Source organism: Maritimibacter sp. DP1N21-5 (assembly GCF_019218295.1).
GTDB lineage: Bacteria > Pseudomonadota > Alphaproteobacteria > Rhodobacterales > Rhodobacteraceae > Maritimibacter.
Window position 1 is genome coordinate 39,199 of record NZ_JAHUZF010000006.1, and the last position, 19,304, is coordinate 58,502.

At 60.7% G+C, this 19,304-nt stretch carries 26 protein-coding genes; 17 read left to right on the forward strand and 9 right to left on the reverse strand.

Translation table 11 applies throughout. The features are described 5' to 3' along the window. The first annotated feature begins 1 nt into the window (after position 1). Together KJP29_RS07760 and KJP29_RS07765 are read left to right on the forward strand one after the other, a co-directional pair. Positions 2–418 (forward strand): MAPEG family protein, encoded by a 417-nt coding sequence (locus KJP29_RS07760; protein WP_218463026.1) that lies wholly within the window; start codon positions 2–4, stop codon positions 416–418. Positions 419–610: 192 nt separating this feature from the next. Continuing rightward, complete coding sequence (locus tag KJP29_RS07765; protein ID WP_218463027.1) at positions 611–1,075, forward strand: GNAT family N-acetyltransferase; 465 nt, start codon at positions 611–613, stop codon at positions 1,073–1,075. Here KJP29_RS07765 and KJP29_RS07770 read toward each other — a convergent pair. Next, the gene (locus KJP29_RS07770) at positions 1,060–1,272 is read right to left on the reverse strand and encodes a hypothetical protein (protein ID WP_076626896.1); all 213 of its coding nucleotides are present in this window, start codon (positions 1,270–1,272) and stop codon (positions 1,060–1,062) included. The genes KJP29_RS07765 and KJP29_RS07770 overlap by 16 nt on opposite strands. Before the next feature lie 172 nt (positions 1,273–1,444). On the opposite strand from KJP29_RS07770, the gene KJP29_RS07775 reads away from it, so the two are divergent. The 6 genes from KJP29_RS07775 (at position 1,445) to KJP29_RS07800 (ending at position 7,421) form a co-directional block, all read left to right on the forward strand. Continuing rightward, complete coding sequence (locus KJP29_RS07775; RefSeq protein WP_218463028.1) at positions 1,445–2,608, forward strand: MFS transporter; 1,164 nt, start codon at positions 1,445–1,447, stop codon at positions 2,606–2,608. Between the two features lie 87 nt (positions 2,609–2,695). Beyond that, positions 2,696–4,654, forward strand: a complete 1,959-nt coding sequence (thrS, locus tag KJP29_RS07780) for a threonine--tRNA ligase (protein WP_218463029.1) — start codon at positions 2,696–2,698, stop codon at positions 4,652–4,654. A gap of 191 nt (positions 4,655–4,845) precedes the next feature. Then, positions 4,846–5,154 carry a DUF2282 domain-containing protein gene (locus KJP29_RS07785; RefSeq protein ID WP_218463030.1) on the forward strand — a complete coding sequence of 103 codons (309 nt, stop codon included), beginning with the start codon at positions 4,846–4,848 and terminating at the stop codon, positions 5,152–5,154. Between the two features lie 75 nt (positions 5,155–5,229). Continuing rightward, positions 5,230–6,090, forward strand: a complete 861-nt coding sequence (locus KJP29_RS07790) for a DUF692 family multinuclear iron-containing protein (protein ID WP_218463031.1) — start codon at positions 5,230–5,232, stop codon at positions 6,088–6,090. 4 nt (positions 6,091–6,094) lie between these two features. Further along, positions 6,095–6,853: a DUF2063 domain-containing protein gene (locus tag KJP29_RS07795; RefSeq protein WP_218463032.1), complete on the forward strand. Its 759-nt coding sequence runs from the start codon at positions 6,095–6,097 to the stop codon at positions 6,851–6,853. A 4-nt stretch (positions 6,854–6,857) separates the two neighbouring features. Next, positions 6,858–7,421, forward strand: coding sequence for a DoxX family membrane protein (locus KJP29_RS07800; protein WP_218463033.1), 564 nt, complete (start codon positions 6,858–6,860; stop codon positions 7,419–7,421). On the opposite strand, the gene KJP29_RS07805 is transcribed toward KJP29_RS07800, so the two are convergent. Beyond that, positions 7,418–7,735, reverse strand: a complete 318-nt coding sequence (locus tag KJP29_RS07805; protein ID WP_218463034.1) for an ArsC/Spx/MgsR family protein — start codon at positions 7,733–7,735, stop codon at positions 7,418–7,420. The two genes, KJP29_RS07800 and KJP29_RS07805, sit on opposite strands and share 4 nt — an antisense overlap. A gap of 185 nt (positions 7,736–7,920) precedes the next feature. Here KJP29_RS07805 and KJP29_RS07810 point away from each other — a divergent pair, with 185 nt between their 5' ends. Continuing rightward, positions 7,921–8,127, forward strand: coding sequence for a cold-shock protein (locus KJP29_RS07810; protein WP_039682550.1), 207 nt, complete (start codon positions 7,921–7,923; stop codon positions 8,125–8,127). Positions 8,128–8,193: 66 nt separating this feature from the next. Here KJP29_RS07810 and KJP29_RS07815 read toward each other — a convergent pair whose 3' ends face one another. Next, complete coding sequence (locus KJP29_RS07815; RefSeq protein WP_218463035.1) at positions 8,194–8,490, reverse strand: hypothetical protein; 297 nt, start codon at positions 8,488–8,490, stop codon at positions 8,194–8,196. Positions 8,491–8,659: 169 nt separating this feature from the next. Between KJP29_RS07815 and KJP29_RS07820 the strand changes: the two genes are divergently transcribed. After that, a complete protein-coding gene (locus KJP29_RS07820) occupies positions 8,660–8,899 on the forward strand; it encodes a hypothetical protein (protein ID WP_218463036.1) in 240 nt (79 codons plus the stop codon). Here KJP29_RS07820 and KJP29_RS07825 read toward each other — a convergent pair. From KJP29_RS07825 to thyX, 3 genes are all read right to left on the reverse strand, one after another. Beyond that, the gene (locus tag KJP29_RS07825) at positions 8,896–9,153 is read right to left on the reverse strand and encodes a hypothetical protein (RefSeq protein ID WP_218463037.1); all 258 of its coding nucleotides are present in this window, start codon (positions 9,151–9,153) and stop codon (positions 8,896–8,898) included. The genes KJP29_RS07820 and KJP29_RS07825 overlap by 4 nt on opposite strands. A gap of 700 nt (positions 9,154–9,853) precedes the next feature. Continuing rightward, positions 9,854–10,792 carry a hypothetical protein gene (locus KJP29_RS07830; protein ID WP_218463038.1) on the reverse strand — a complete coding sequence of 313 codons (939 nt, stop codon included), beginning with the start codon at positions 10,790–10,792 and terminating at the stop codon, positions 9,854–9,856. Further along, entirely contained in the window at positions 10,789–11,694 is a 906-nt protein-coding gene (thyX, locus tag KJP29_RS07835) for an FAD-dependent thymidylate synthase (RefSeq protein ID WP_218463039.1), read from the reverse strand. The genes KJP29_RS07830 and thyX overlap by 4 nt, the downstream gene beginning before the upstream one ends. 209 nt (positions 11,695–11,903) lie before the next feature. On the opposite strand from thyX, the gene KJP29_RS07840 reads away from it, so the two are divergent. The 5 genes from KJP29_RS07840 (at position 11,904) to KJP29_RS07860 (ending at position 16,238) form a co-directional block, all read left to right on the forward strand. Beyond that, entirely contained in the window at positions 11,904–12,905 is a 1,002-nt protein-coding gene (locus KJP29_RS07840) for a hypothetical protein (RefSeq protein WP_218463040.1), read from the forward strand. 6 nt (positions 12,906–12,911) lie between these two features. After that, positions 12,912–14,294, forward strand: a complete 1,383-nt coding sequence (locus KJP29_RS07845) for a surface lipoprotein assembly modifier (protein ID WP_218463041.1) — start codon at positions 12,912–12,914, stop codon at positions 14,292–14,294. A 71-nt stretch (positions 14,295–14,365) separates the two neighbouring features. Continuing rightward, on the forward strand, positions 14,366–14,794 hold the full coding sequence (locus KJP29_RS07850) for a VOC family protein (RefSeq protein WP_218463042.1): 429 nt from the start codon (positions 14,366–14,368) through the stop codon (positions 14,792–14,794). Continuing rightward, complete coding sequence (locus KJP29_RS07855) at positions 14,761–15,489, forward strand: DUF1194 domain-containing protein (protein WP_218463043.1); 729 nt, start codon at positions 14,761–14,763, stop codon at positions 15,487–15,489. The genes KJP29_RS07850 and KJP29_RS07855 overlap by 34 nt, the downstream gene beginning before the upstream one ends. Next, positions 15,486–16,238, forward strand: a complete 753-nt coding sequence (locus KJP29_RS07860) for a DUF1194 domain-containing protein (protein ID WP_218463044.1) — start codon at positions 15,486–15,488, stop codon at positions 16,236–16,238. The genes KJP29_RS07855 and KJP29_RS07860 overlap by 4 nt, the downstream gene beginning before the upstream one ends. Positions 16,239–16,241: 3 nt before the next feature. Here KJP29_RS07860 and KJP29_RS07865 read toward each other — a convergent pair whose 3' ends face one another. The 3 genes from KJP29_RS07865 to KJP29_RS07875 form a co-directional block, all read right to left on the reverse strand. Next, complete coding sequence (locus KJP29_RS07865; RefSeq protein WP_370630849.1) at positions 16,242–16,763, reverse strand: MarR family winged helix-turn-helix transcriptional regulator; 522 nt, start codon at positions 16,761–16,763, stop codon at positions 16,242–16,244. A gap of 78 nt (positions 16,764–16,841) precedes the next feature. After that, entirely contained in the window at positions 16,842–17,108 is a 267-nt protein-coding gene (locus tag KJP29_RS07870) for a succinate dehydrogenase assembly factor 2 (RefSeq protein WP_218463045.1), read from the reverse strand. Beyond that, positions 17,101–17,499 carry a helix-turn-helix domain-containing protein gene (locus tag KJP29_RS07875; RefSeq protein WP_218463046.1) on the reverse strand — a complete coding sequence of 133 codons (399 nt, stop codon included), beginning with the start codon at positions 17,497–17,499 and terminating at the stop codon, positions 17,101–17,103. Before KJP29_RS07875 ends, KJP29_RS07870 begins: the two co-directional genes overlap by 8 nt. Positions 17,500–17,589: 90 nt before the next feature. Between KJP29_RS07875 and KJP29_RS07880 the strand changes: the two genes are divergently transcribed. Together KJP29_RS07880 and KJP29_RS07885 are read left to right on the forward strand one after the other, a co-directional pair. Further along, on the forward strand, positions 17,590–18,792 hold the full coding sequence (locus KJP29_RS07880) for a pyridoxal phosphate-dependent aminotransferase (RefSeq protein ID WP_218463047.1): 1,203 nt from the start codon (positions 17,590–17,592) through the stop codon (positions 18,790–18,792). 13 nt (positions 18,793–18,805) lie between these two features. Further along, complete coding sequence (locus KJP29_RS07885) at positions 18,806–19,222, forward strand: hypothetical protein (protein ID WP_218463048.1); 417 nt, start codon at positions 18,806–18,808, stop codon at positions 19,220–19,222. Positions 19,223–19,304 lie beyond the last annotated feature (82 nt).

The window sequence follows — 19,304 nt, forward strand, 5'->3', positions numbered from 1 at the left end:
CATGGCGACCGAACTTGTTGTTCTCGGTATTCTCGCGCTGATGGCGGCCTCCCTCTGGATCCCGTACATCGTCGGCGTGAACACCGCGCCAGAAGGGTCAATCCCCGCCGATGCGCCCGATGGGTTCATCCTGCCCCCTGACCCGAACGTCCACCGGCCTTGGGTGCGGCGGGCATACCGTGCGCATCTGAACCTGCTGGAGCAATCGGTGCCGTTTGCCGTGCTGGTGTTGCTGGTCGATCGCGTGGACGGGTTCACGGCGTTGACCTTGTGGGCCAGCATTGCCTTTCTGCTGCTGCGGATCGCACATGCGGTGGGTTACATCACCGGCACGGCGCGCTTTCCGGGGCGTCCGCTGATCTTTACCGGCGGCTGGATCTGTTGCCTTTTGATGGGCTGGGCGCTTTTTGCGGCCTGACGCCGGTCCGCGCCCTTGACGGGCGCGGATTTGCCGGTTTCTGTGTGCCCATGAGCAACCGCATTACACACCCCTATTACTATGGCACGCATTCCCTGCGTGCTTTTGGTGTGACTGCATAACACCAAGGCCGCGTTCGAGCGGCCTTTCCCTGCCTTCCCGAACGCGGCGCGTTTGAGAGAGGAGGCAGAGATGCCGATAACGATACGAAAGATGCGCGAGACGGACGTTCCCGAGGTCGTGACCATGATCAGCGGTTTGGCGGCCTGCCATGATGATGTGCCGGATATTGACCCGGACAGGCTGGCGCGAGATGCTTTGGGCAAAGATCCGTGGATGACCGTTCTGGTCGCCGACGGCGGGTCACGATTGGTTGGCTACGCTGCTCTGATGCGGGAGGCGCAACTCCACTTCGGAGCGCGGGGAATGAACCTGCACCACTTGTTTGTCTGTCGTGACGCGCGGGGCAACAATGTGGGGGCCGCCTTGGTGCGGGCCTGCCGGGAGATGGCCCATTCACAAGAGTGCAGCTTCATGACCGTGGGCACGCATCCCGACAATCACAAGGCCAAGCGCTTTTACGAGCGCGAGGGGTTCCTGCGCCGCAGCGGCACGGGACCGCGTTTCAGCGTTCGATTGGATCAGCCGCCTACGTAAGGACCCTTGGCGGGGCGGTAGAACGTCTTTTGATTGTGCAGCCGCCCCAACAGATCGTGGATCTGGCGGACATTGTCATTTGCCGCTTTCGAGGCGAGGTCGTCATTGATGGCGGCGTTCTTGGACGCGCGCAGCGCATCCTCGATCAGGTCCAGGTCTTCAACGGACAGTTCAAACGTCTTGTTGTACTTGGGCACTGCGCGTTCCTCTCGCGATCAGAAGTTTCCGATAGTGAACACCCTCTTACTTAAGGATTCGCGCGCGCCCGTCCAGTGCAAAAGGTCGGTTTTCGTCTGTTTTTTGTCGTTTTGCCTACATACATTTGTGTGTCGCATTGAAGCCGCCGCAATATGCACCATAACGGCGAGGATGACGCCTCCATCCATACTTATTGCAGTCCTGTCCGCGTGTAATTTCCTGATCGGCATGGGCGTCTTTGTCATTGTCGGCGTGTTGGAGCCTTTGGGTGCTGATTTCGGCATATCGGCTGCTTCTGCCGGAACGTTGATGACGGTCTATGCCCTGTCCTATGCGGTGCTGTCGCCTGTATTGGTGTCTTTGACGGGGGCAATGGGTCGGCGACGCGTTATGGCTCTCGGCTTGTCAATGTTTCTTGCGGCAGCTTTTTTGTCAGCTGTGTCGCCCAATATGACAGTGCTGAGTGCCGCGCGCCTTCTTGCAGCGGCCGGAGCTGGTTTGTTCACGCCTGTTGCTGCCGCGGTTGCTGCAGGCCTTTACCCCGCCGAGCAGCGCGCCCGAGTGTTGGCGGCTGTGTTTTTCGGTCTTTCACTGGCGCAGGTGATCGGTGTGCCTGCCGGCGGGTGGATCGGCTATACCTTTGGCTGGCAATGGGCCTTCTGGCTTGTCGTCGGACTGGCGTTTCCCTGCATCGCCTTGATCTGGGTTCTCGTTCCAAGCGGACTTGCATTTCAGCCTGTATCATTGCGTGACTTGATGGGCACGCTGCGGAACGGACGCATGATGCTCGCCGTGCTGTTCACCGCAACCTTTCTGGCGGCCGTCAACGTACTCTACACCTACATCGCGCCTTTGCTGAGCGAAACGATGGGCTACGGGCGGGACGGGATCACCTTGGTTCTCGTGGTGTTCGGTGGAGGCGCGGTCATAGGGAACATCATGGGTGGCATTCTGGCTGACAGGATCGGATGGCACCGCACGCTCACTTTGTTGTGCATATTGCAGGCCTGTATCATGCCAACCTTTTCCCTTTTGCCGTTACCCGCTCCGTTCCTTTTGGCGCTGACCTTTGCATGGTCAATGTCCGGCTGGTCGTTCATGGCGGGTCAGCAGTTGCGCCTGATAGGGCTGGCCGGCCCACAGGCACCGGTTGTTCTGGCGTTGAACGCCGCCGCAATTTACGTCGGCATTGCAACAGGATCAGCGATTGGTGGCCTGGCTATTCTTGGACACGGCATTTCCAGCGTCGGCATGGTCGCAGGGGCCGTGGCAGTGATGGCTCTTTTGCATCTCACCCTGTCCGCAAAGATCGGTCCTACCGCACAGACCGCTTGACGCAGGCCCTCGCGCCTGTCACATCGCCCAGACACATACCCTAGCAACCGGGCGTTCCGTGGGCGCCAAACTGACGAGGATGCCGATATGGCCAAAGATCAGCACCAGATTTCCCTTACCTTTCCCGACGGCAATGCGCGCGCGTACGACGCAGGCGTGACCCCTGCCGCCGTGGCCGAAAGCATTTCCAAAAGCCTGTCCAAGAAAGCGATCAGTGCGACCGTCGACGGCCAGCACTGGGATTTGCAGTGGCCCATCAACGGCGATGCACAGATTGCCATCCACACCATGCAGGACGAAGCGCAGGCCAATGAACTGGTCCGCCACGACCTGGCACACATCATGGCCCGCGCCGTACAGGAGATCTGGCCCGACACCAAGGTCACCATCGGCCCGGTGATCGAGAATGGCTGGTACTATGACTTCGACCGGGAGGAGCCGTTTACCCCTGAAGACCTCGGCCTGATCGAAAAGAAGATGAAAGAGATCATCAACAAGCGTGATCCCGTCACCACCGAGGTGTGGGACCGCGATGTGGCGATCAAGTATTACGAGGACCGGGGCGAGCCCTACAAGGTCGAGCTGATCGAGAGCATTCCGGGCGATGAGCCGCTGCGCATGTACTGGCACGGCGACTGGCAGGACCTGTGCCGCGGTCCGCATTTGCAGCACACCGGGCAGGTGCCTGGCGATGCGTTCAAGCTGATGTCGATCGCGGGCGCGTATTGGCGCGGTGATAGCAGCCGCGCGATGCTGCAACGCATCTACGGCGTGGCCTTTACCGGCAAGGAAAAGCTGCGCGCGCATCTGAACATGCTGGAGGAAGCCGCCAAGCGCGACCACCGCAAGCTGGGGCGCGAGATGGACCTGTTCCACATGCAGGAAGAGGCGCCGGGCCAGATCTTCTGGCATCCGAATGGCTGGACCATCTACACCGGCCTGCAGGACTACATGCGCCGCAAGCAGCGCGCGGGCGGGTACAAGGAAATCAACACTCCGCAGGTCGTGGACCGCAAACTGTGGGAAGCCTCGGGCCACTGGGACAAATACCAGGAGCATATGTTCATCGTCGAGGTCGAGGAGGAACATGCCAAGGAAAAGGCGATCAACGCGCTGAAGCCGATGAACTGCCCCTGCCACGTGCAGGTGTTCAACCAGGGCCTCAAGTCGTATCGCGATCTGCCGCTGCGGCTGGCCGAGTTCGGATCATGCTCGCGCTACGAGCCGTCAGGCGCGTTGCATGGCATCATGCGCGTGCGCGGGTTTACCCAGGACGACGCGCACATCTTCTGCACCGAAGATCAGATCGAGTCGGAATGCGCGAAGTTCATCAACTTCCTGGCCGAGGTCTACACCGACCTTGGGTTCGAGCAGTTCGAGATCAAGTTCGCCACCCGCCCCGAAAAGCGGGTGGGGAGCGAGGAATCCTGGGACCATGTGGAAGGCGCACTTGAAGCCGCGATCAAGGCCACCGGGCGTGATTTCACGCTGGAGCCGGGCGATGGTGCTTTTTATGGCCCGAAGCTGGACTTCTACCTGACCGACGCGCTGGGCCGTGTCTGGCAATGCGGCACCTTCCAGGTCGATCCAAACCTGCCCGAGCGGCTGGGAGCCACTTACATTGCGCCGGATGGGTCGAAACAGCGCCCCTACATGCTGCACCGCGCGTGCCTCGGGTCGTTCGAACGGTTCATCGGGATCCTGATCGAAGAACATGCGGGCAAGCTGCCCTTCTGGCTCGCCCCGCGACAGGTTGTCGTGGCCTCGATCACCTCCGAGGCTGATGACTACGTGGCGGAGGTCGTCGAGACACTGCGCGCCGCTGGCGTGCGGGCTGAGGCCGACATTCGCAATGAAAAGATCAACTACAAGGTGCGCGAACACTCGGTCGGCAAGGTGCCTGTGATCCTCGCTGTGGGTGCGCGCGAGGTCGAGGAAAAGACCGTGTCGGTGCGCCGTCTGGGTGAAAAGCAGACCAGCGTGCAGGCCTTGGCCGATGTGGCCGCTCAACTGGGTGCAGACGCGACACCGCCAGACCAGCGCTGAGGCGAATTCTGCAACAAAGCGCATTGGTGAATGCAACAAAGGGCCGGAATCCAAGGGGATTTCGGCCCATCTTATGACATCTGATAACGGGTCTGTGACACACCGCCTCGTGAGTGGTAACTTGTCGGCAAGCCGTCTTATGTTCGGCTCACGAACACAGAGTAACCGATATCCGAAAGGGAAGTTTGAAGATGTCGAAGACAATGAAATCCGTTGCAATTGTTGGCGCTGTTGCCGCCGCCATGACCGCCCATTCCGCCACGACCGCCGAAGCGGCAGGCAAAGAGAAATGCTATGGCATCTCGCTGGCTGGCGAGAACGATTGCGCTGCCGGCCCCGGCACCACTTGCGCTGGCACCTCGACAGTGGACTACCAGGGCAATGCCTGGACGCTGGTTGACGCCGGCACCTGCGCCGAGATCGACCTGCCCGCCATGGCAGACGGCACACCGCGCACCGGCTCGCTGGAAGAGCTGAACCGCGATCTGCCCTCCGCATAAGGCGCGTCACACGCCTGCGCCGGGCCCCACAGGGCCTGGCACCCCTGCCTGATCCCCTGCCCCCAAGGTTCCGACATGCTGGATGCGACATTGACACCGCCCCGCCTGCCCGCAGCCCCCGGCGTGGGATACAAGGCACAGCATTTTGCCGATCTGCGCGCGGCGCCCGGCCCAGTCAAGTGGCTGGAAATACACGCGGAAAACTACATGGGCGATGGTGGCCGTCCACATGCCCAACTGCGCGCGCTGCGCGAGGATTTTGCCATTTCGGTCCACGGCGTCGGCCTGTCGATCGGTGGCGAAGGGCGCCTGGATCCGGATCATCTGGCCCGTTTGAAGGCGCTGGTGGGCTGGCTGGAACCGGCCAGCTTTTCCGAACATCTGGCGTGGTCGACCCATGGGGCCGAGTTTCTGGATGACCTGCTGCCCCTGCCCTACACCGATGCGACTCTGATCCGCGTTGCGGACCATATCGATGAGGTTCAGGACGTGCTTGGCCGCCGGATGCTCTTGGAAAACCCCTCAAGCTATCTGGCCTTTGCCGAAAGCACCTGGTCCGAAACCGATTTCCTGGCCGAGCTGGTGCGTCGCACCGGTTGTGGCCTGCTGCTCGACGTGAACAACGTGTTCATTTCAGCAACCAATCTGGATTACACACCGCAGTCCTATCTCGACGCCTATCCCCTTACCGCCGTTGGAGAAATCCATGTCGGCGGCCATGATGAGGACGAAGACGACCACGGCGCGCCGCTGCTCATCGATAGCCACGGGCGCGAGGCAGCAGAGCCGGTCTGGGCGCTGCTGGACCACGCGCTTGCCGGTACGGGACCTGCGCCTGTGCTGGTCGAATGGGACAACGACGTGCCCGACTGGCCCACCCTGCGGGCCGAGGCCGACCGTGCCGCCAGCGCACTGGCCGCCGTCCCTGCCGGGTGACGTGATGACCACCACGCAAGCCGACTTTCGCGCCGCACTCCTTGATCCGGAGCGCGCAGTGCCGGACGGGCTGACCGATCCGGCAGGTCAGCCGACAAAGCGCCGCTTCGCTGTCTATCGCAACAACGTCACCGTCGCACTGATCGACGCATTGCGCACCGGCTTTCCGGTTCTGTGCAAGCTGCTTGGCGATCAGAACTTCGATCAACTGGCTCGGGTCTTTGCGCGTGCGCACCCGCCGACGTCGCCGCTGATGATGCACTATGGCGCGGCTTTGCCCGCGTTTCTGGATGGGTTCGAACCGCTGGCGCGTATCGGCTACCTGCCTGACATCGCCCGCCTCGAACTGGCCTTGCGCCATGCGTATCACGCGGCGGACAGTACGCCGCTGGATGCAGCCCGGCTTGGCGCTCTACCACCGGAGGTGCTGATGCAGACCCGCTTGCACCTGTCTCCGGCCGTTCAACTGGTGCACTCCCGTTGGCCCATCCATGATATCTGGTGCTACAACACCCGGGCGGGCGCGCAAAAACCACGCAGTATCGCTCAACCGGTTCTCGTCACGCGCGCTAAGTTTGACCCCGAACCGCACGCGCTGACGCCGGCACAGGCCGCGTGGATACAGGCCATAATCGATGGTGCAACGCTGGAAAACGCCGTGGATGCCGCGACTGCCATCGACGCGAATTTCGACCTTGGACCCCTGCTGACCCTTCTGATCCAGCACAACGCCTTGACCGACATCACCACTCCAAAGGACTGACCCCATGACTGCCCTGACCCGCCTGCACGCCGCAATCTTTGGCCCGCTTGAACGCGCGGACTGGCTGTTGCCGACCCTTGCCCGTTTCCTGTTCGCCGCCGTGCTGGCCGTATATTTCTGGGTATCTGGCCTGACGAAGCTGGGCGACGGCATATTTGGCATCTTCCAACCATCGCTGGGGGCCTATGCGCAGATCTTTCCCAAGGTGATGGAAAACGTCGGCTACGACGTGACACAGCTGGGCGTTTATCACTGGGCGGTCGTGACCGCGGGCACGGTGGCAGAGTTCGTGCTGCCCCTGCTGATTATCATTGGCCTGCTGACGCGGCTCGCGTCGCTGGGCATGATCGGATTTATCGTAGTGCAATCGCTGACCGACCTGAACGGCCACGACAAGTGGGGCGACGGGCTGGTGCTGGGGGCGTGGTTCGACGCGCCATCAAACAGCCTGATCATGGACCAGCGGTCCCTGTGGGTGTTCTTGCTGCTGCTTCTGGTGATCAAAGGGGCCGGGCCGATCTCATTCGATCGCGCCCTTGCCCCGAAGGCCGCGCCAGCCGCCGCCTAGTCCACGCCGAGGGCGGCTTGCACGTCCTTGGTCCAACCAAGGTGCAGGCTGCCGTTGGTCGCGATCAATGGCCGTTTCATCAGCGTGGGATGCGCCGCGAGCAAGTCCTTCGGCGCGCCCTTGCGCTCCTCCTCCGACAGCCCGCGCCATGTGGTGGAGCGCGTATTGACGAGTTTTTCGCCGAAAGTGGCGAGGGCTGCATCCATCACATCGGTGGGCACACCGTCGGCCCGCACGTCCACAAAATGCGCATCTGGCAAGGCCTTGATGGCCTTGCGGCAGGTGTCACAAGTTTTCAATCCGTATATTTCCATATCTCGACCTCACTTTTGCGTAGAATTAAGCGGCATCTCGCGCGGAATGCGAGGCCCAACCTTGATTTTCCCGCACTGAGGGCAATCTCTGAATGAGCGGCGCAGTCGTTTTGACTGGGTTGTCCAAGGCCCCTGCCCGAACGACCGACGCGGGGGAGACTGCAAGGTAAAGGAGGCACGGGAACATGCCAACTGGCACCGTGAAGTGGTTCAACACCACGAAAGGCTACGGTTTTATCGCCCCAGACGAGGGCGGCAAGGACGTTTTTGTTCACATTTCAGCGGTGGAACGGTCTGGACTGACCGGGCTGGCCGACAATCAAAAAGTGAGTTTCGAACTGCTCGAAGGGCGCGATGGGCGCCAGATGGCAGGCGAGTTGAAACTGCTCTAGCGCCAAGACGCGAACAGGCGGCGCACGATATGCCATCCTGCGCCGCTTGATCCAGGTGCGATCAGATCAGTCGTAGGTGCAGCCTTTGGTCCCGACGGGGCAGCTGCTTTGGCGTACGTGGCGCACATGCTTCACACGTTTCTTGACCGGGTGCGCCAGCGCTTGCTGGTAGCTGATGCCCTGGTTCGGACGACCGCAGCAAATCACGCCATCCATTGTCACCGGTTGAAGCCCGGCGGGGCAGTAGTTGTGCTGGCTGTGGTAGGCATAGATCTTGGGGCCGCCGTGGCTTTGGGCGAGTGCGGCGCCGGCGCCCAGGACTGCAAAAACTGTTGCTGTGGCCAATATTTTTTTGAATGGCATATCTTCCCTCGTTCTCTCAACACACCACGAAATCTATGGGCACGATGCCCGTGATGTGATCACAAGTCCAGAATTTTTGGGAGATTTGCACGGCGCACGCATGATTTACTCAAATTTTGGGGAATTGTGACTAGGCTGGAAACAGTTTTCCAAAGGATCGGTGCCCAAGATGACCGAACTGATGCGACTGTTGGCGCTGTATTATGCCTGTGAAGTCTCGGCCGAGACGACGTTTCCGTCGCCCACCGAATGGGCGCGGTGCATGGGGCACTACCACGCGGTCAAGGCGCATTTTGCGGGCGATCTGACCGGGCCGCAGGCGCAGATCGAAGGGTATCGTGCCTGGAAAACGTGGGAAGATCAGAACGGCGCGCTGGTCGCCCAATTGCGGGACCGCGCGATCCGCTAGGTCGGATTTTCCGTTTCTTCCCAATGCTCTCCCATCGAGACGATGCATGAGGTGCCGCTGGCATAGCGCACCACCATGGCCCAGTCGCCACGCGCATCCGTCCACACTTCCATCATCTGATCGGGCGCACGTATGCCGGAGGCCGTGCGGGCGGAATGGAACTGCTGTTCCAGCTTTTGCTGCATCTGTTTCGTGGGCGCGCAGAGGATGTCCGCGATGGGATTGGCCGCCACGGGCGCGGCCAGAAGGGTCATACATACGGCTGCTCTGATCATGTGCCCAACGTAACAGTTTTATGACGCGCTGTGGATAAGTATTTCCTTCATTTTGGTTAAAACCGGGCCGGAGTGTGAACGGTGTCTAAACACTGCGCGCCTTGTGTTTACCCATAGGGGATGGGGGCGGCGGAAGTGTCTGTGCGGCGGGATATGGGGGCAAACTGCACATTTTCGGGCGGAAACTGCGTGTTTTGAGGGGGCGGATTTCGGGGGAAATGAGCGTGTTTTGGGGAAACTGCACATTTTGGCGGTGAAACTGCGTGTTTTTGGGGTGCTTGCGTGGATGGGGTCCGGGCGGTGGTTAATGCGGGTGATTTTTCTTGTGGTTGGGGTGGTGGGGTGGAACCCCACCCTACCGTTTTGGGGCGGATGGTCCGGGCTTGCGGGGATGGTTTGATAGGTGGGGATGGCGGGGTGAACCCCGCCCTACGGGTTGGCGGGGATGGTGCGGGCGGGGGCGAGGGTCGCTCTCTGTCCCGCCCGCTGGCATGTCTTGGTAGGGCGGGATTTCATCCCGCCGTCCGACGTTTCGATCGTGCGCGGAGCCGGGGCAGCGCCGGGCCGCGGATTGGCGCAGCGACAGGCGTGCGGCGCGGTTTGTAGTTATGGTGTGAGCCAGGAAAAGAATAGAGCGCGAAAAGCCAGTTGACCGTTTCACACGCAACAAAGTTCTGTTTTAGGACTTCGCGCGTTCTGAAATGCACTCCCCCTCCCAAGGCAGATATGAAGCATGGTTCAATCTCACTTCTGGAGCGCCAATTGACAGGCGAACTTTTGAAATCCAAGAAATCGCCTCACGTTCAAAAATATCCCCATCAACCTGTTTGTCCGAAAAGTCTATTTCAACAGCGTTTGATGCGGCTAGTTCGCGCATACCTAGTTCATATAACCGAACCCTCACTTCGCTTGGAAATATTGAGTACATATTTGTAATAAGATACGAGCTTGTACCAACAAAACACAGGTTGACAAAGAGCCAGTCGTGCAGCTTGTTCGGCGTATCTTCGTAGAACGACATCCCGTGCGGTAAAAGATTATGACCACCTAAATCTGTACGGCAGGGGTTTGTGCGAATTGCAAAAACCCGCCAATTTTCAGGGATTCTTGAATCCGAATAGAAGCCTTCATGGTCAACCGAAAATAATCGCCTTATTTGCCTTCGGTCAAATTGCCCGCTAACGTCCCCGACATTTAAAGCGGAGTCATCAAGTGCATTTCGGCAGTAGATAGTGAATAGCGAAACCCAGCGTGCCAGATCCTTCTGGTCACTGACCGACAAACTTACTGGTCCTATGTTATGAATCTTTGTAAATGGTTTTTTCGCAGCATTTTGTATATCACTCAGCCAACCATTGTTACAAGTGTTGCAAACGACGCCTGCCACCGTTCTGTGTAACCCGTGACCCGCTTTTGCGAATTCACCAAGTCTCACTACAAACTCTGTATCACTTACAGCTTGGTTTTCGAGATGATTGCGCCTGCCTTTTAAATTCTGGTTATAGCTGAACAACCCGCGTTGAAGCCACTGCCCCAACACGTGTTCCTTGGAGCGGTAGAATTTACCTGTCGCTTTACCCCGGCAAAATATACACCGTTTATCTTTGTCATCATTCACCTAATAACCTCCATAAACTCCCGCCATTCCCCCTTGGACATGCCGGAATTTTCCTGCGTGACCTCTTCACCTTTCAACATGCGCTGGATGCACCCCAGTGCAGTCGCCGAAAGTGTCGCCCCGCCCATCCGGTAATCCTCGAACGCTTTGTACGCCGCGGGCACCCAATCCTTGACCATGTCGCAGATCGCATCGGCATAGACGCGGATTTCGTATTGGGCGTGGGCGTCCGCGCGCAGGCGGAGGAAGTGGAAGAGGTTGTGCAGGTCCACTTTCCAGTACCATTGGGTGTAGACATTGGCAGGCAGGTTCATGCGGGCGAGTTCACGGGCGAGGCCCTGCTGGCCGTCCTGGGAAATCATCTCTTCATAATGGTCGTAGCAGCGCATGGCGTCGTCGCGCAGGTAGTTGAGGACGCGCTGTGCTTCGTCGCCCGTGAGTGCTTCGCCCCTGCCCTGGTTGTTGACGACCGATTGGGCGGCGAGTGCGTCCTGCGCGGGGATGTAGAATTCGCGGTCGAGGATCGAGTAGCGCGCCGAGTATTCGTTCACGTTGGCGGTGCGGTGGCGGATCCACTGGCGGGCGACGAAGACGGGGAGTTTGACGTGCAGCTTGATCTCGCACATCTCGAACGGGGTCGAGTGCCAGTGGCGCATGAGGTAGCGGATCAGCCCCTCGTCATTTTGGACCGACTTGGTGCCCTTGCCGTAGCTGACCCGCGCGGCCTGGCAGATGGCGGCGTCGTCGCCCATGTAGTCGATGACGCGGACAAAGCCGTGGTCGAGGACCTCGTGCGCCTTATACAGGTGCGCCTCCATCCCCGGGACGGTGGCGCGGAGCGTTTGGGTGGACTGGGCGCGCAGGGCGTCGATTTCGGACTGTTGTTCGGGGCTGAGCGGCATGGGGCGCGTCCTTTATCCACAGAATCTGTCGGGCCTACACCTTATCTTGGGGATGCCGACATGAGAACCGCTATATAAGGGCGGTTTTTTGGCAACGGTTCTTGGGAGGCGCGAATCGCCCCCCATACGAAAGCGTTGACTTTTGGGGGGTTAGCGCGGAGTCTTCAGCCAAAAGAGGCAGTTATATAAACCGCAAAGGTTTTTCGGGCATGAAACGGACAGCAGCAGTGTTTGCGCTTGCCGCGCTTTTGGCGGCGTGCGGGGACGGCAACCCCTTTACGACAGAAGATACGGACGGAGGGGAAACGCCAACGACCCCGACGGAGCCGACCGAACCAACAGACCCGACCGATCCGACCGATCCGACGGACCCGCTGGCCGTGCCGGAGATCATCGCGAGTGATCTGGACAGCATCAGCTTTGATGCCGACACGAACACACTGACGGTGACCGGCCTGACCCAGGATGGTGTGCCGCTGGTCAACGAGTACCGGCATGTGGCCACCAGCTTTGTCGATGGGTACGAGACCTTTACAGGTCAGAACGATCCGCTGGGCCGTCATGCGACTGCATTCGTGGCAAGCCGTGACGGCGTGCAGGCGGGTGTGGTTCTGACCGGTCCGCAGTTCAACACGTTCTTCGGTGGCGTCTATTTCGACAGGTCCGGCGCATATGTGGCCCCCACCGCGCCCGAGAGCCGGTTCGACGTGACCTACTACGGCAACTACGCCGCCGGTCTGAATGTCGACGGCCCGCGCACCGATATTTTCCCGACCCCTGGCGTGGACCCCAATGTGAACACGCCGAACCAGGCAGGTTACGTGCATGGCCTGATGTTCGTGAACGTCGATCTGAACGAAATGTCGGTCGAGGGCGAGATCTATAACCGGACGGCCGTTACGGAAGTCGGGAACTTCGACATGCAGGATATCGTTCTGGTGGACGGGACCTTGACCGGTGAGGGCACCTTCAGCGGAAACATCGAAGTGGATACGACCGACCCGGCTTTCCCCGATTCGACCGAACGGACGGATATTGGTGATTTCGCCGGGGTAATCGGTGGACCGAACGGGGAGGTCATGGCGGGCGGCATCAACGCGACCGACGTTCTTGAAGACTTCGACAACGAGATCGAGATGGGTGTCTTTGTCCTGGACCTGTGCACCGCCGCAGACACCGACCCCGTCTGCGTAAACGCGCTGCAGCCGTAAGGCCCGATGAAGCGCGCGCTTGTTGGTGCCTTGCTGACGCTCTGGGCGTCGGCGGGGGCCACGGACCCACAGTCCTCTGACGACACCCGAACCTTCAGCATCGAACAGGCGCGGGTTCTGGCACGGCAGGCGCTGTATGCGGGCCGGTTTGACCTGGCGCGTGACGTGGCCATGGTTCTGGTGCGCACCGATCCGGAGGATGCCTACGCCTACGGGGTGCTGGCCGCGGCGCATTCGCGGCTGAACGATCCGAAACTGGCCCGGGCGGCTGCGCGCCTGTCCTACAAGTACAGCGAAACGCCCGAACAAAAGTTCGGTGCTGCGCGCACCGCAGCCAGCGTGGCGTTTCAGCAGAAACGGCCCACCGTGTCGCAAGGGTGGTTGCGACTGGCCGCGACCCATGCAGATACGGATGCACAGGAGAAAGCGCTGGCGCAGGACTATGGCCGTGTGCGCGCAGCCAACCCGCTGCGCTTCAACATCAACATGTCCCTGGCCCCGTCAGACAATGTGAACAACGGCACCGACAACGTGCTCGAGGTGATCAACGGCGTGCCGACGCTGGGCGTCTTTCGACCCAGCTCGCGTGCCCTTGACGGCATTGTCGGTACATTCGACGTGCATCTGCGCTACAGAGTTGCGCAGTCCGAAAAGAGCCAGACCACCGCAACGGGCCGCGTCTACACGCGGCGTGTCGATCTGAGTGACGAAGCACAAGCCAGCGTGCCCGACCTGCGCAACAGCGACTTCGGGTCGACCTATGCCGAGACCGGGGTCGAACATACGTTTGCCCTGGGCCAGCGCGGCAACTTTGTGACGGTCGGTGGGGCCGTGGGCGCAAGCTGGTTCGGGGGCGACCGGTCCTATGACTTTGCCAAATTGTCGCTGAGCCGGAGCCTGAAGATGGGCGATGTGGGTCGCCTGACGCTGCGCGGTGCCGCCGAGCGGCGGTTTTCGACCCGCACCAATCTGCGCGATCTGGATGTGCTGACACTTGGTGCAACCTACAGCCACAAGCTTGAGCGGGGCGACCGGTTCAGCGTCGGACTGACGGTGCAGGATATTGCGGGCGATTTTGTCAACGCCGCGTATCAGACGGCCAGCGTGCGGGCGAGTTACACCTTTGGCAAGCAGTTGGGCCCGATGGAAATCTCGACCGGCCTGACGATGGGTTACACCGATTACGATGAGTACCGGCTGGTCCGGACCGTGCAGGGCGGGCGACAGGACGAGAGCCTTTATGGTGACGTGTCGTTGTTCTTCAAGGACTATGACTTTGCGGGCTTTGCTCCGACCATTCGCGTGCGGACGGGGCGCCGGACCTCGAACGTCAACCGGTTCGAGACCGATGAGACGACCATCACGCTTGGGATCCAATCAAAGTTCTGAGAGGCGCTGGTGCCCGCCGGGCGCTATGCTAGGTTAGCGTCAACAATCACAGTTTGACGGAGACCTCCCCCATGGCTTTGACCTATCTGCACACAATGGTTCGGGTGAAGGACCTGGACGCTTCGATGGCGTTCTACAAGCTGTTGGGGCTGGAAGAGACCCGGCGCCACGACAGTGAAGGCGGGCGGTTTTCGCTGATTTTCATGGCGCCGCCCGATCAACCCGAGTGCCCGGTCGAGTTGACGTATAACTGGGATGGCGACGATGAGTTGCCCAGCGACAGCCGTCATTTTGGCCACCTCGCTTACCGCGTCGACAATATTTACGAGATGTGTCAGCACCTTATGGACAATGGTGTGACCATCAACCGCCCGCCGCGCGACGGCCACATGGCCTTTGTCCGGTCGCCGGACAATATCTCGATCGAGCTGTTGCAGGCCGGTGATGCCCTGCCCGCGCAGGAGCCATGGGCCAGCATGGAAAACACGGGCCATTGGTAAGAACCGCGGCCTGCCTGGCCTTGTGCGTTGCGGCGTCCCCTGCCGCGGCGTGCAGACTTGCGCTGCTTTTGGCGCTGGACGTGTCGTCCTCTGTCGATGCGACAGAGGACCAGTTGCAGCGCGGCGGATTGGTGGCCGCGCTGACGGCGCCCGAGGTGCGGGCCGCGTTTTTTGCCGTCGACGCGCCGGTGGCGCTGGCGGTGTATGAATGGTCGGGCCGCTACAATCAGGAGGTCGTGCTGGACTGGACGCTGATCGACAGCCCCGCCACCTTGCTTGATGCCGCCGAGACCGTGGCGGCCAGCAAGCGGTCGCATAACGAATTTCCGACCGCCATGGGCTATGCGTTGGGCTTTGGCGCCGAGATGCTCGCGAGGGCGCCCGAATGCCTGTACCGCACCATCGACATGGCAGGTGACGGTCAGAACAACGAAGGGTTCGGGCCGCAGCTTGCCTATCGCGAGTTCGCCTTTGACGAGGTGACGGTGAACGGGCTGGTGGTGAATGCGGCCGAGTTTACGTCGGAAACCATGCTGATCGAGTTTTACCAGAGCGAAGTGTTGCGTGGCCCCGGTGCGTTTCTGGAAGTGGCGCAGGGGTTCGAAGACTACGAACGCGCAATGCGCCGCAAGCTGGAGCGCGAGTTGACACCGCCCATCATTGGCAGTCTCGACACCGGACAGCGCGGCGGATGAGGGGCGCCGCGCTGATCATGGCCTGTTGTGCGGCGATGATCGGTGCCAGTGCGCATGGTGCCTGTCGGCAGGCGCTGGCGTTGGGGCTTGATGTGTCGGGGTCGGTTGATGCGCTGGAGTATCAGTTGCAGATGGAGGGGCTGGCCGAGGCACTGGACAGCGGACGGGTGCGGCAGGCTCTATTGCAGATGCCATCTGCGCCGGTCAGTCTGCTGGTCTACGAATGGAGCGGGCCGGAAGACCCTGCCGTGATCCTGCCGTGGACCGACATCGACAGCGCGCCTGCGCTTGATGCCGTCATCGGCCATTTGCGCGCGACCAAGCGGCGGCAGGCCAGCCCGGGCACGGCACTGGGCCTCGCCATGCGCGAGGGTGTGGCGCATCTGATGGACCGGTCGGACTGCTGGAAGCTGACGCTGGATATTTCTGGGGACGGGAAGTCGAACCTGGGCATCAGGCCGGTGGATGTGAAGCCGGAAGTGGCGCCCACCGGTATTACGATCAATGCGCTGGTCATTGGTGCGGACGCGCCCAGTTTCGGTGACGCGCGGCAGGCGGAGATTTCGAGCCTGTCCGCCTATTTCCAGAACAACGTCATCGTCGGCTCTGACAGCTTTGTCGAAACGGCGCTGGGGTTCGAGGACTATGCCGCTGCGATGGCACGCAAACTTGAGCGCGAGTTGGAAACGATCATTCTGGGCAAGGGGCCCCTGCCCCGTGTGCCCGATGCAGACCCGTCGTCAAAGTAGCGGTCAGTAGATATAGCGGATCTGGTCCGTCCAGTACCGTTCCATCCGCTTGAGCGATGCGGTGATGTCGATGATCCCCTCGGGGCCGAGCACCCCCTTGGATTGCAGCCCTTCGGCATGGCGCAGGAACAATTCGTTCACCACGTCGCGGATCTTGCGCCCCTTTTCGGTCAGTTTGACGCGCACCGAGCGGCGGTCAATCTCGCACCGCTGGTGGTGCATGTAGCCCATTTCGACCAGCTTCTTGAGATTGTAGCTGACGTTGGAGCCCTGGTAGTAGCCGCGGCTTTTCAGCTCGCCCGCCGTCACCTCGTTATCGCCGATGTTGAACAGCAAGAGCGCCTGCACCGCGTTGATTTCCAGCACCCCGACACGTTCGAATTCGTCCTTGATGACGTCCAGCAGCAACCTGTGCAACCGCTCCACCAGCGACAGCGCCTCAAGATACCCGACCATGAAGCCCGCGTTCGCTGCGTTTCGTTCGGCCATCCCGGGGACCTGGCCAATGGGGTCCTGAATGCTCATCCGTCTTCTCCGACCTGATCTGCTCGGATCAGAAGATGGGGATGATTCGGAAATATTCAGTTAAGTGCAGCAGAGCCCTTATTTTTCGGGCTGAAACGTGCGTGAGACATCTTCGATCAGGGCTGCGATATGGTCCGGCGCGGCCTCTTGACCCGTGACCCAGCGATAGAGATCCTGATCGTTTTCGTTCAGCATCGCGTCATAGGTATCAAGCTGGGCATCCGTCATGCCCGACAGATGACGGCCCGCATAGGTCGACAGGATCAGGTCCATCTCCTTGATCCCGCGGCGCATGGAGCGCATGTGCAGCCGTTTGAGCCGGTGTTCGCGCGGTTCGTCAGACATCAGCGGGGGCCTGCATTGCGGCGCGGAGTTTCTTTTCCAGACGTCCCAGTTGCTCTGCCCGCGCCAGCATGTCGGAGCGCATGTCGCGCACTTCGGTCAGCAGGTCGCGCATGTCTGCGGTCAGCGGCTCTTCCTCCACCGGCGCGTCGAGCCCTTCGCCTTCGCCGTTGATCAGCCACATCATCGAGACGTTCAGCAGACCAGCCATCATCGACAGGCGGTTGGCGCGGGGCTCGCTCAGGTCGTCTTCCCAGGATTTGAGGGTCGCAAGACGCACGCCCAGCCGCTTGGCGAGCTGTTTTTGCGTCATGCCCGCCTGTTCGCGCGCGCCTGCCACACGGTCGCCAAAGGTTGCCGCGTCGGCGCTGTACCAGTCCTGTAGATCGTCCATAGGGTCGTCTCCTTTTTGGCGTTGCGCTTGATCGCGTCCGAGGTGCCGCCTATGAGGGGCTGGATACCGCGCTAGCACCCAGAGGCCAACATGACATTCCTTTCCGCGACACTCGACCGCGTCAAACCGTCCCCGACTGTCGCCCTCACGGGCCAGGTGGCTGCCCTGAAAGCGCAGGGCAAGGATATCATCGGCCTGGGCGCGGGTGAGCCGGATTTCGATACGCCGCAGAACATCAAGGACGCCGCCGTGGTGGCCATCGCGCTTGGCAAAACAAAGTATACCCCGGTCGATGGCATTCCAGATCTGAAGCAGGCCATCGTCGATAAATTCAAGCGCGACAATGGGTTGGAGTACACGACCGCGCAAGTGACCGTGGGTACGGGCGGCAAACAGATCCTATACAACGCGCTGATGGCGACACTGAACGAAGGCGACGAGGTCGTGATCCCGGCCCCTTACTGGGTCAGCTATCCGGACATGGTCCTGCTCGCGGGCGGCACACCCGTCATTGCCGAGGCGTCACTGCAGACCGGGTTCAAGCTGACCGCCGATCAGCTGGAATCCGCCATCACCGACAAGACCAAGTGGCTGATTTTCAACTCGCCCTCGAACCCGACGGGCGCGGGGTACACCCGCGAGGAGTTGAAAGAGATCACCGATGTACTGATGCGGCACCCGCATGTGTGGGTGATGACGGACGACATGTACGAGCATCTTGTCTATGACGATTTCGAGTTCACGACCCCTGCCCAGATCGAACCGCGCCTCTATGACCGGACGCTGACCGTCAACGGCGTCAGCAAGGCCTATGCCATGACCGGCTGGCGCATCGGCTATGCCGCAGGACCCGAAGACTTGATCAAGGCGATGCGCAAGGTGCAGTCGCAATCCACCTCGAACCCCTGTTCGATCAGCCAGCACGCAGCCGTCGAGGCGCTGAACGGGACGCAGGAATTCATCGCGCCCAACAATGAAATCTTCAAACGCCGCCGCGATCTGGTGGTCGAGATGTTGAACGCGGCCGAGGGCATCGCCTGCCCGGTGCCGGACGGGGCATTCTATGTCTATCCGTCGATTGCGGGCTGCATCGGCAAGACCTCGGCCGGGGGCGTAAAGATCGAGAATGACGAGGATTTTTGCACCGCGCTGCTGGAAGAGACCGGCGTTGCCGTCGTCTTTGGTGCCGCATTCGGGCTATCGCCAAACTTTCGCGTCAGCTACGCTACGTCCGACGAGGCCCTGAAAGAGGCCTGCACCCGCATCCAGACCTTCTGTGCGGGGCTGAGATAACGAGGGACGGGCAATGGGCGCGGAGCTTCCTGACTACTACTTCCGTGTGCGTGAGAACGGCGCTGCTGTGTTTCGGGTGGACACCGAGAACCGCCAGCGCCGCATCGAGATGGACCAGATCGCGGTCGTGAATATCCGCAATGGCGAGATCAAGCCCCATGGTGACCGAACACTGTCACCTGATGATCTGGCGCGGATCGAGGCGTGGATGGAGGACCGGGCCGAGGTGCTGGCCCATCGTGACATCGACGACATTCACCGGGCGGTGGACTATCTGAACCTGACGACCCAATGGGCGCAAAGCCGGGCGACGGATGAGCAGTTGGAGAATGTCACCGACGCGCTGCTGCTGGCGATGCACGATCTGCGGTCGGTGCTGGTGCGTAAAAAGGCGGACCGCCTGATCAAGGGAAACGGCTCCGCGTCCTGACCCCGTGCGCATCCGTTTGCGTGCGGCAATTCCCGACCGAAGTTATGTGTAGTTTTCGCCGGTTTTCGACGGAACTCCGCCG

What these genes read in the sequence shown, in the direction of transcription:
- KJP29_RS07760 (WP_218463026.1), top strand. Translation starts at nt 2, where the DNA reads ATGGCGACCGAACTTGTTGTTCTCGGTATTCTCGCGCTGATGGCGGCC.
- KJP29_RS07765 (WP_218463027.1), top strand. Translation starts at nt 611, where the DNA reads ATGCCGATAACGATACGAAAGATGCGCGAGACGGACGTTCCCGAGGTC.
- KJP29_RS07775 (WP_218463028.1), top strand. Translation starts at nt 1,445, where the DNA reads ATGACGCCTCCATCCATACTTATTGCAGTCCTGTCCGCGTGTAATTTC.
- thrS (WP_218463029.1), top strand. Translation starts at nt 2,696, where the DNA reads ATGGCCAAAGATCAGCACCAGATTTCCCTTACCTTTCCCGACGGCAAT.
- KJP29_RS07785 (WP_218463030.1), top strand. Translation starts at nt 4,846, where the DNA reads ATGTCGAAGACAATGAAATCCGTTGCAATTGTTGGCGCTGTTGCCGCC.
- KJP29_RS07790 (WP_218463031.1), top strand. Translation starts at nt 5,230, where the DNA reads ATGCTGGATGCGACATTGACACCGCCCCGCCTGCCCGCAGCCCCCGGC.
- KJP29_RS07795 (WP_218463032.1), top strand. Translation starts at nt 6,095, where the DNA reads ATGACCACCACGCAAGCCGACTTTCGCGCCGCACTCCTTGATCCGGAG.
- KJP29_RS07800 (WP_218463033.1), top strand. Translation starts at nt 6,858, where the DNA reads ATGACTGCCCTGACCCGCCTGCACGCCGCAATCTTTGGCCCGCTTGAA.
- KJP29_RS07805 (WP_218463034.1), bottom strand. Translation starts at nt 7,735, where the DNA reads ATGGAAATATACGGATTGAAAACTTGTGACACCTGCCGCAAGGCCATC.
- KJP29_RS07810 (WP_039682550.1), top strand. Translation starts at nt 7,921, where the DNA reads ATGCCAACTGGCACCGTGAAGTGGTTCAACACCACGAAAGGCTACGGT.
- KJP29_RS07815 (WP_218463035.1), bottom strand. Translation starts at nt 8,490, where the DNA reads ATGCCATTCAAAAAAATATTGGCCACAGCAACAGTTTTTGCAGTCCTG.
- KJP29_RS07820 (WP_218463036.1), top strand. Translation starts at nt 8,660, where the DNA reads ATGACCGAACTGATGCGACTGTTGGCGCTGTATTATGCCTGTGAAGTC.
- KJP29_RS07825 (WP_218463037.1), bottom strand. Translation starts at nt 9,153, where the DNA reads ATGACCCTTCTGGCCGCGCCCGTGGCGGCCAATCCCATCGCGGACATC.
- thyX (WP_218463039.1), bottom strand. Translation starts at nt 11,694, where the DNA reads ATGCCGCTCAGCCCCGAACAACAGTCCGAAATCGACGCCCTGCGCGCC.
- KJP29_RS07840 (WP_218463040.1), top strand. Translation starts at nt 11,904, where the DNA reads ATGAAACGGACAGCAGCAGTGTTTGCGCTTGCCGCGCTTTTGGCGGCG.
- KJP29_RS07845 (WP_218463041.1), top strand. Translation starts at nt 12,912, where the DNA reads ATGAAGCGCGCGCTTGTTGGTGCCTTGCTGACGCTCTGGGCGTCGGCG.
- KJP29_RS07850 (WP_218463042.1), top strand. Translation starts at nt 14,366, where the DNA reads ATGGCTTTGACCTATCTGCACACAATGGTTCGGGTGAAGGACCTGGAC.
- KJP29_RS07855 (WP_218463043.1), top strand. Translation starts at nt 14,761, where the DNA reads ATGGGCCAGCATGGAAAACACGGGCCATTGGTAAGAACCGCGGCCTGC.
- KJP29_RS07860 (WP_218463044.1), top strand. Translation starts at nt 15,486, where the DNA reads ATGAGGGGCGCCGCGCTGATCATGGCCTGTTGTGCGGCGATGATCGGT.
- KJP29_RS07865 (WP_370630849.1), bottom strand. Translation starts at nt 16,763, where the DNA reads ATGAGCATTCAGGACCCCATTGGCCAGGTCCCCGGGATGGCCGAACGA.
- KJP29_RS07870 (WP_218463045.1), bottom strand. Translation starts at nt 17,108, where the DNA reads ATGTCTGACGAACCGCGCGAACACCGGCTCAAACGGCTGCACATGCGC.
- KJP29_RS07875 (WP_218463046.1), bottom strand. Translation starts at nt 17,499, where the DNA reads ATGGACGATCTACAGGACTGGTACAGCGCCGACGCGGCAACCTTTGGC.
- KJP29_RS07880 (WP_218463047.1), top strand. Translation starts at nt 17,590, where the DNA reads ATGACATTCCTTTCCGCGACACTCGACCGCGTCAAACCGTCCCCGACT.
- KJP29_RS07885 (WP_218463048.1), top strand. Translation starts at nt 18,806, where the DNA reads ATGGGCGCGGAGCTTCCTGACTACTACTTCCGTGTGCGTGAGAACGGC.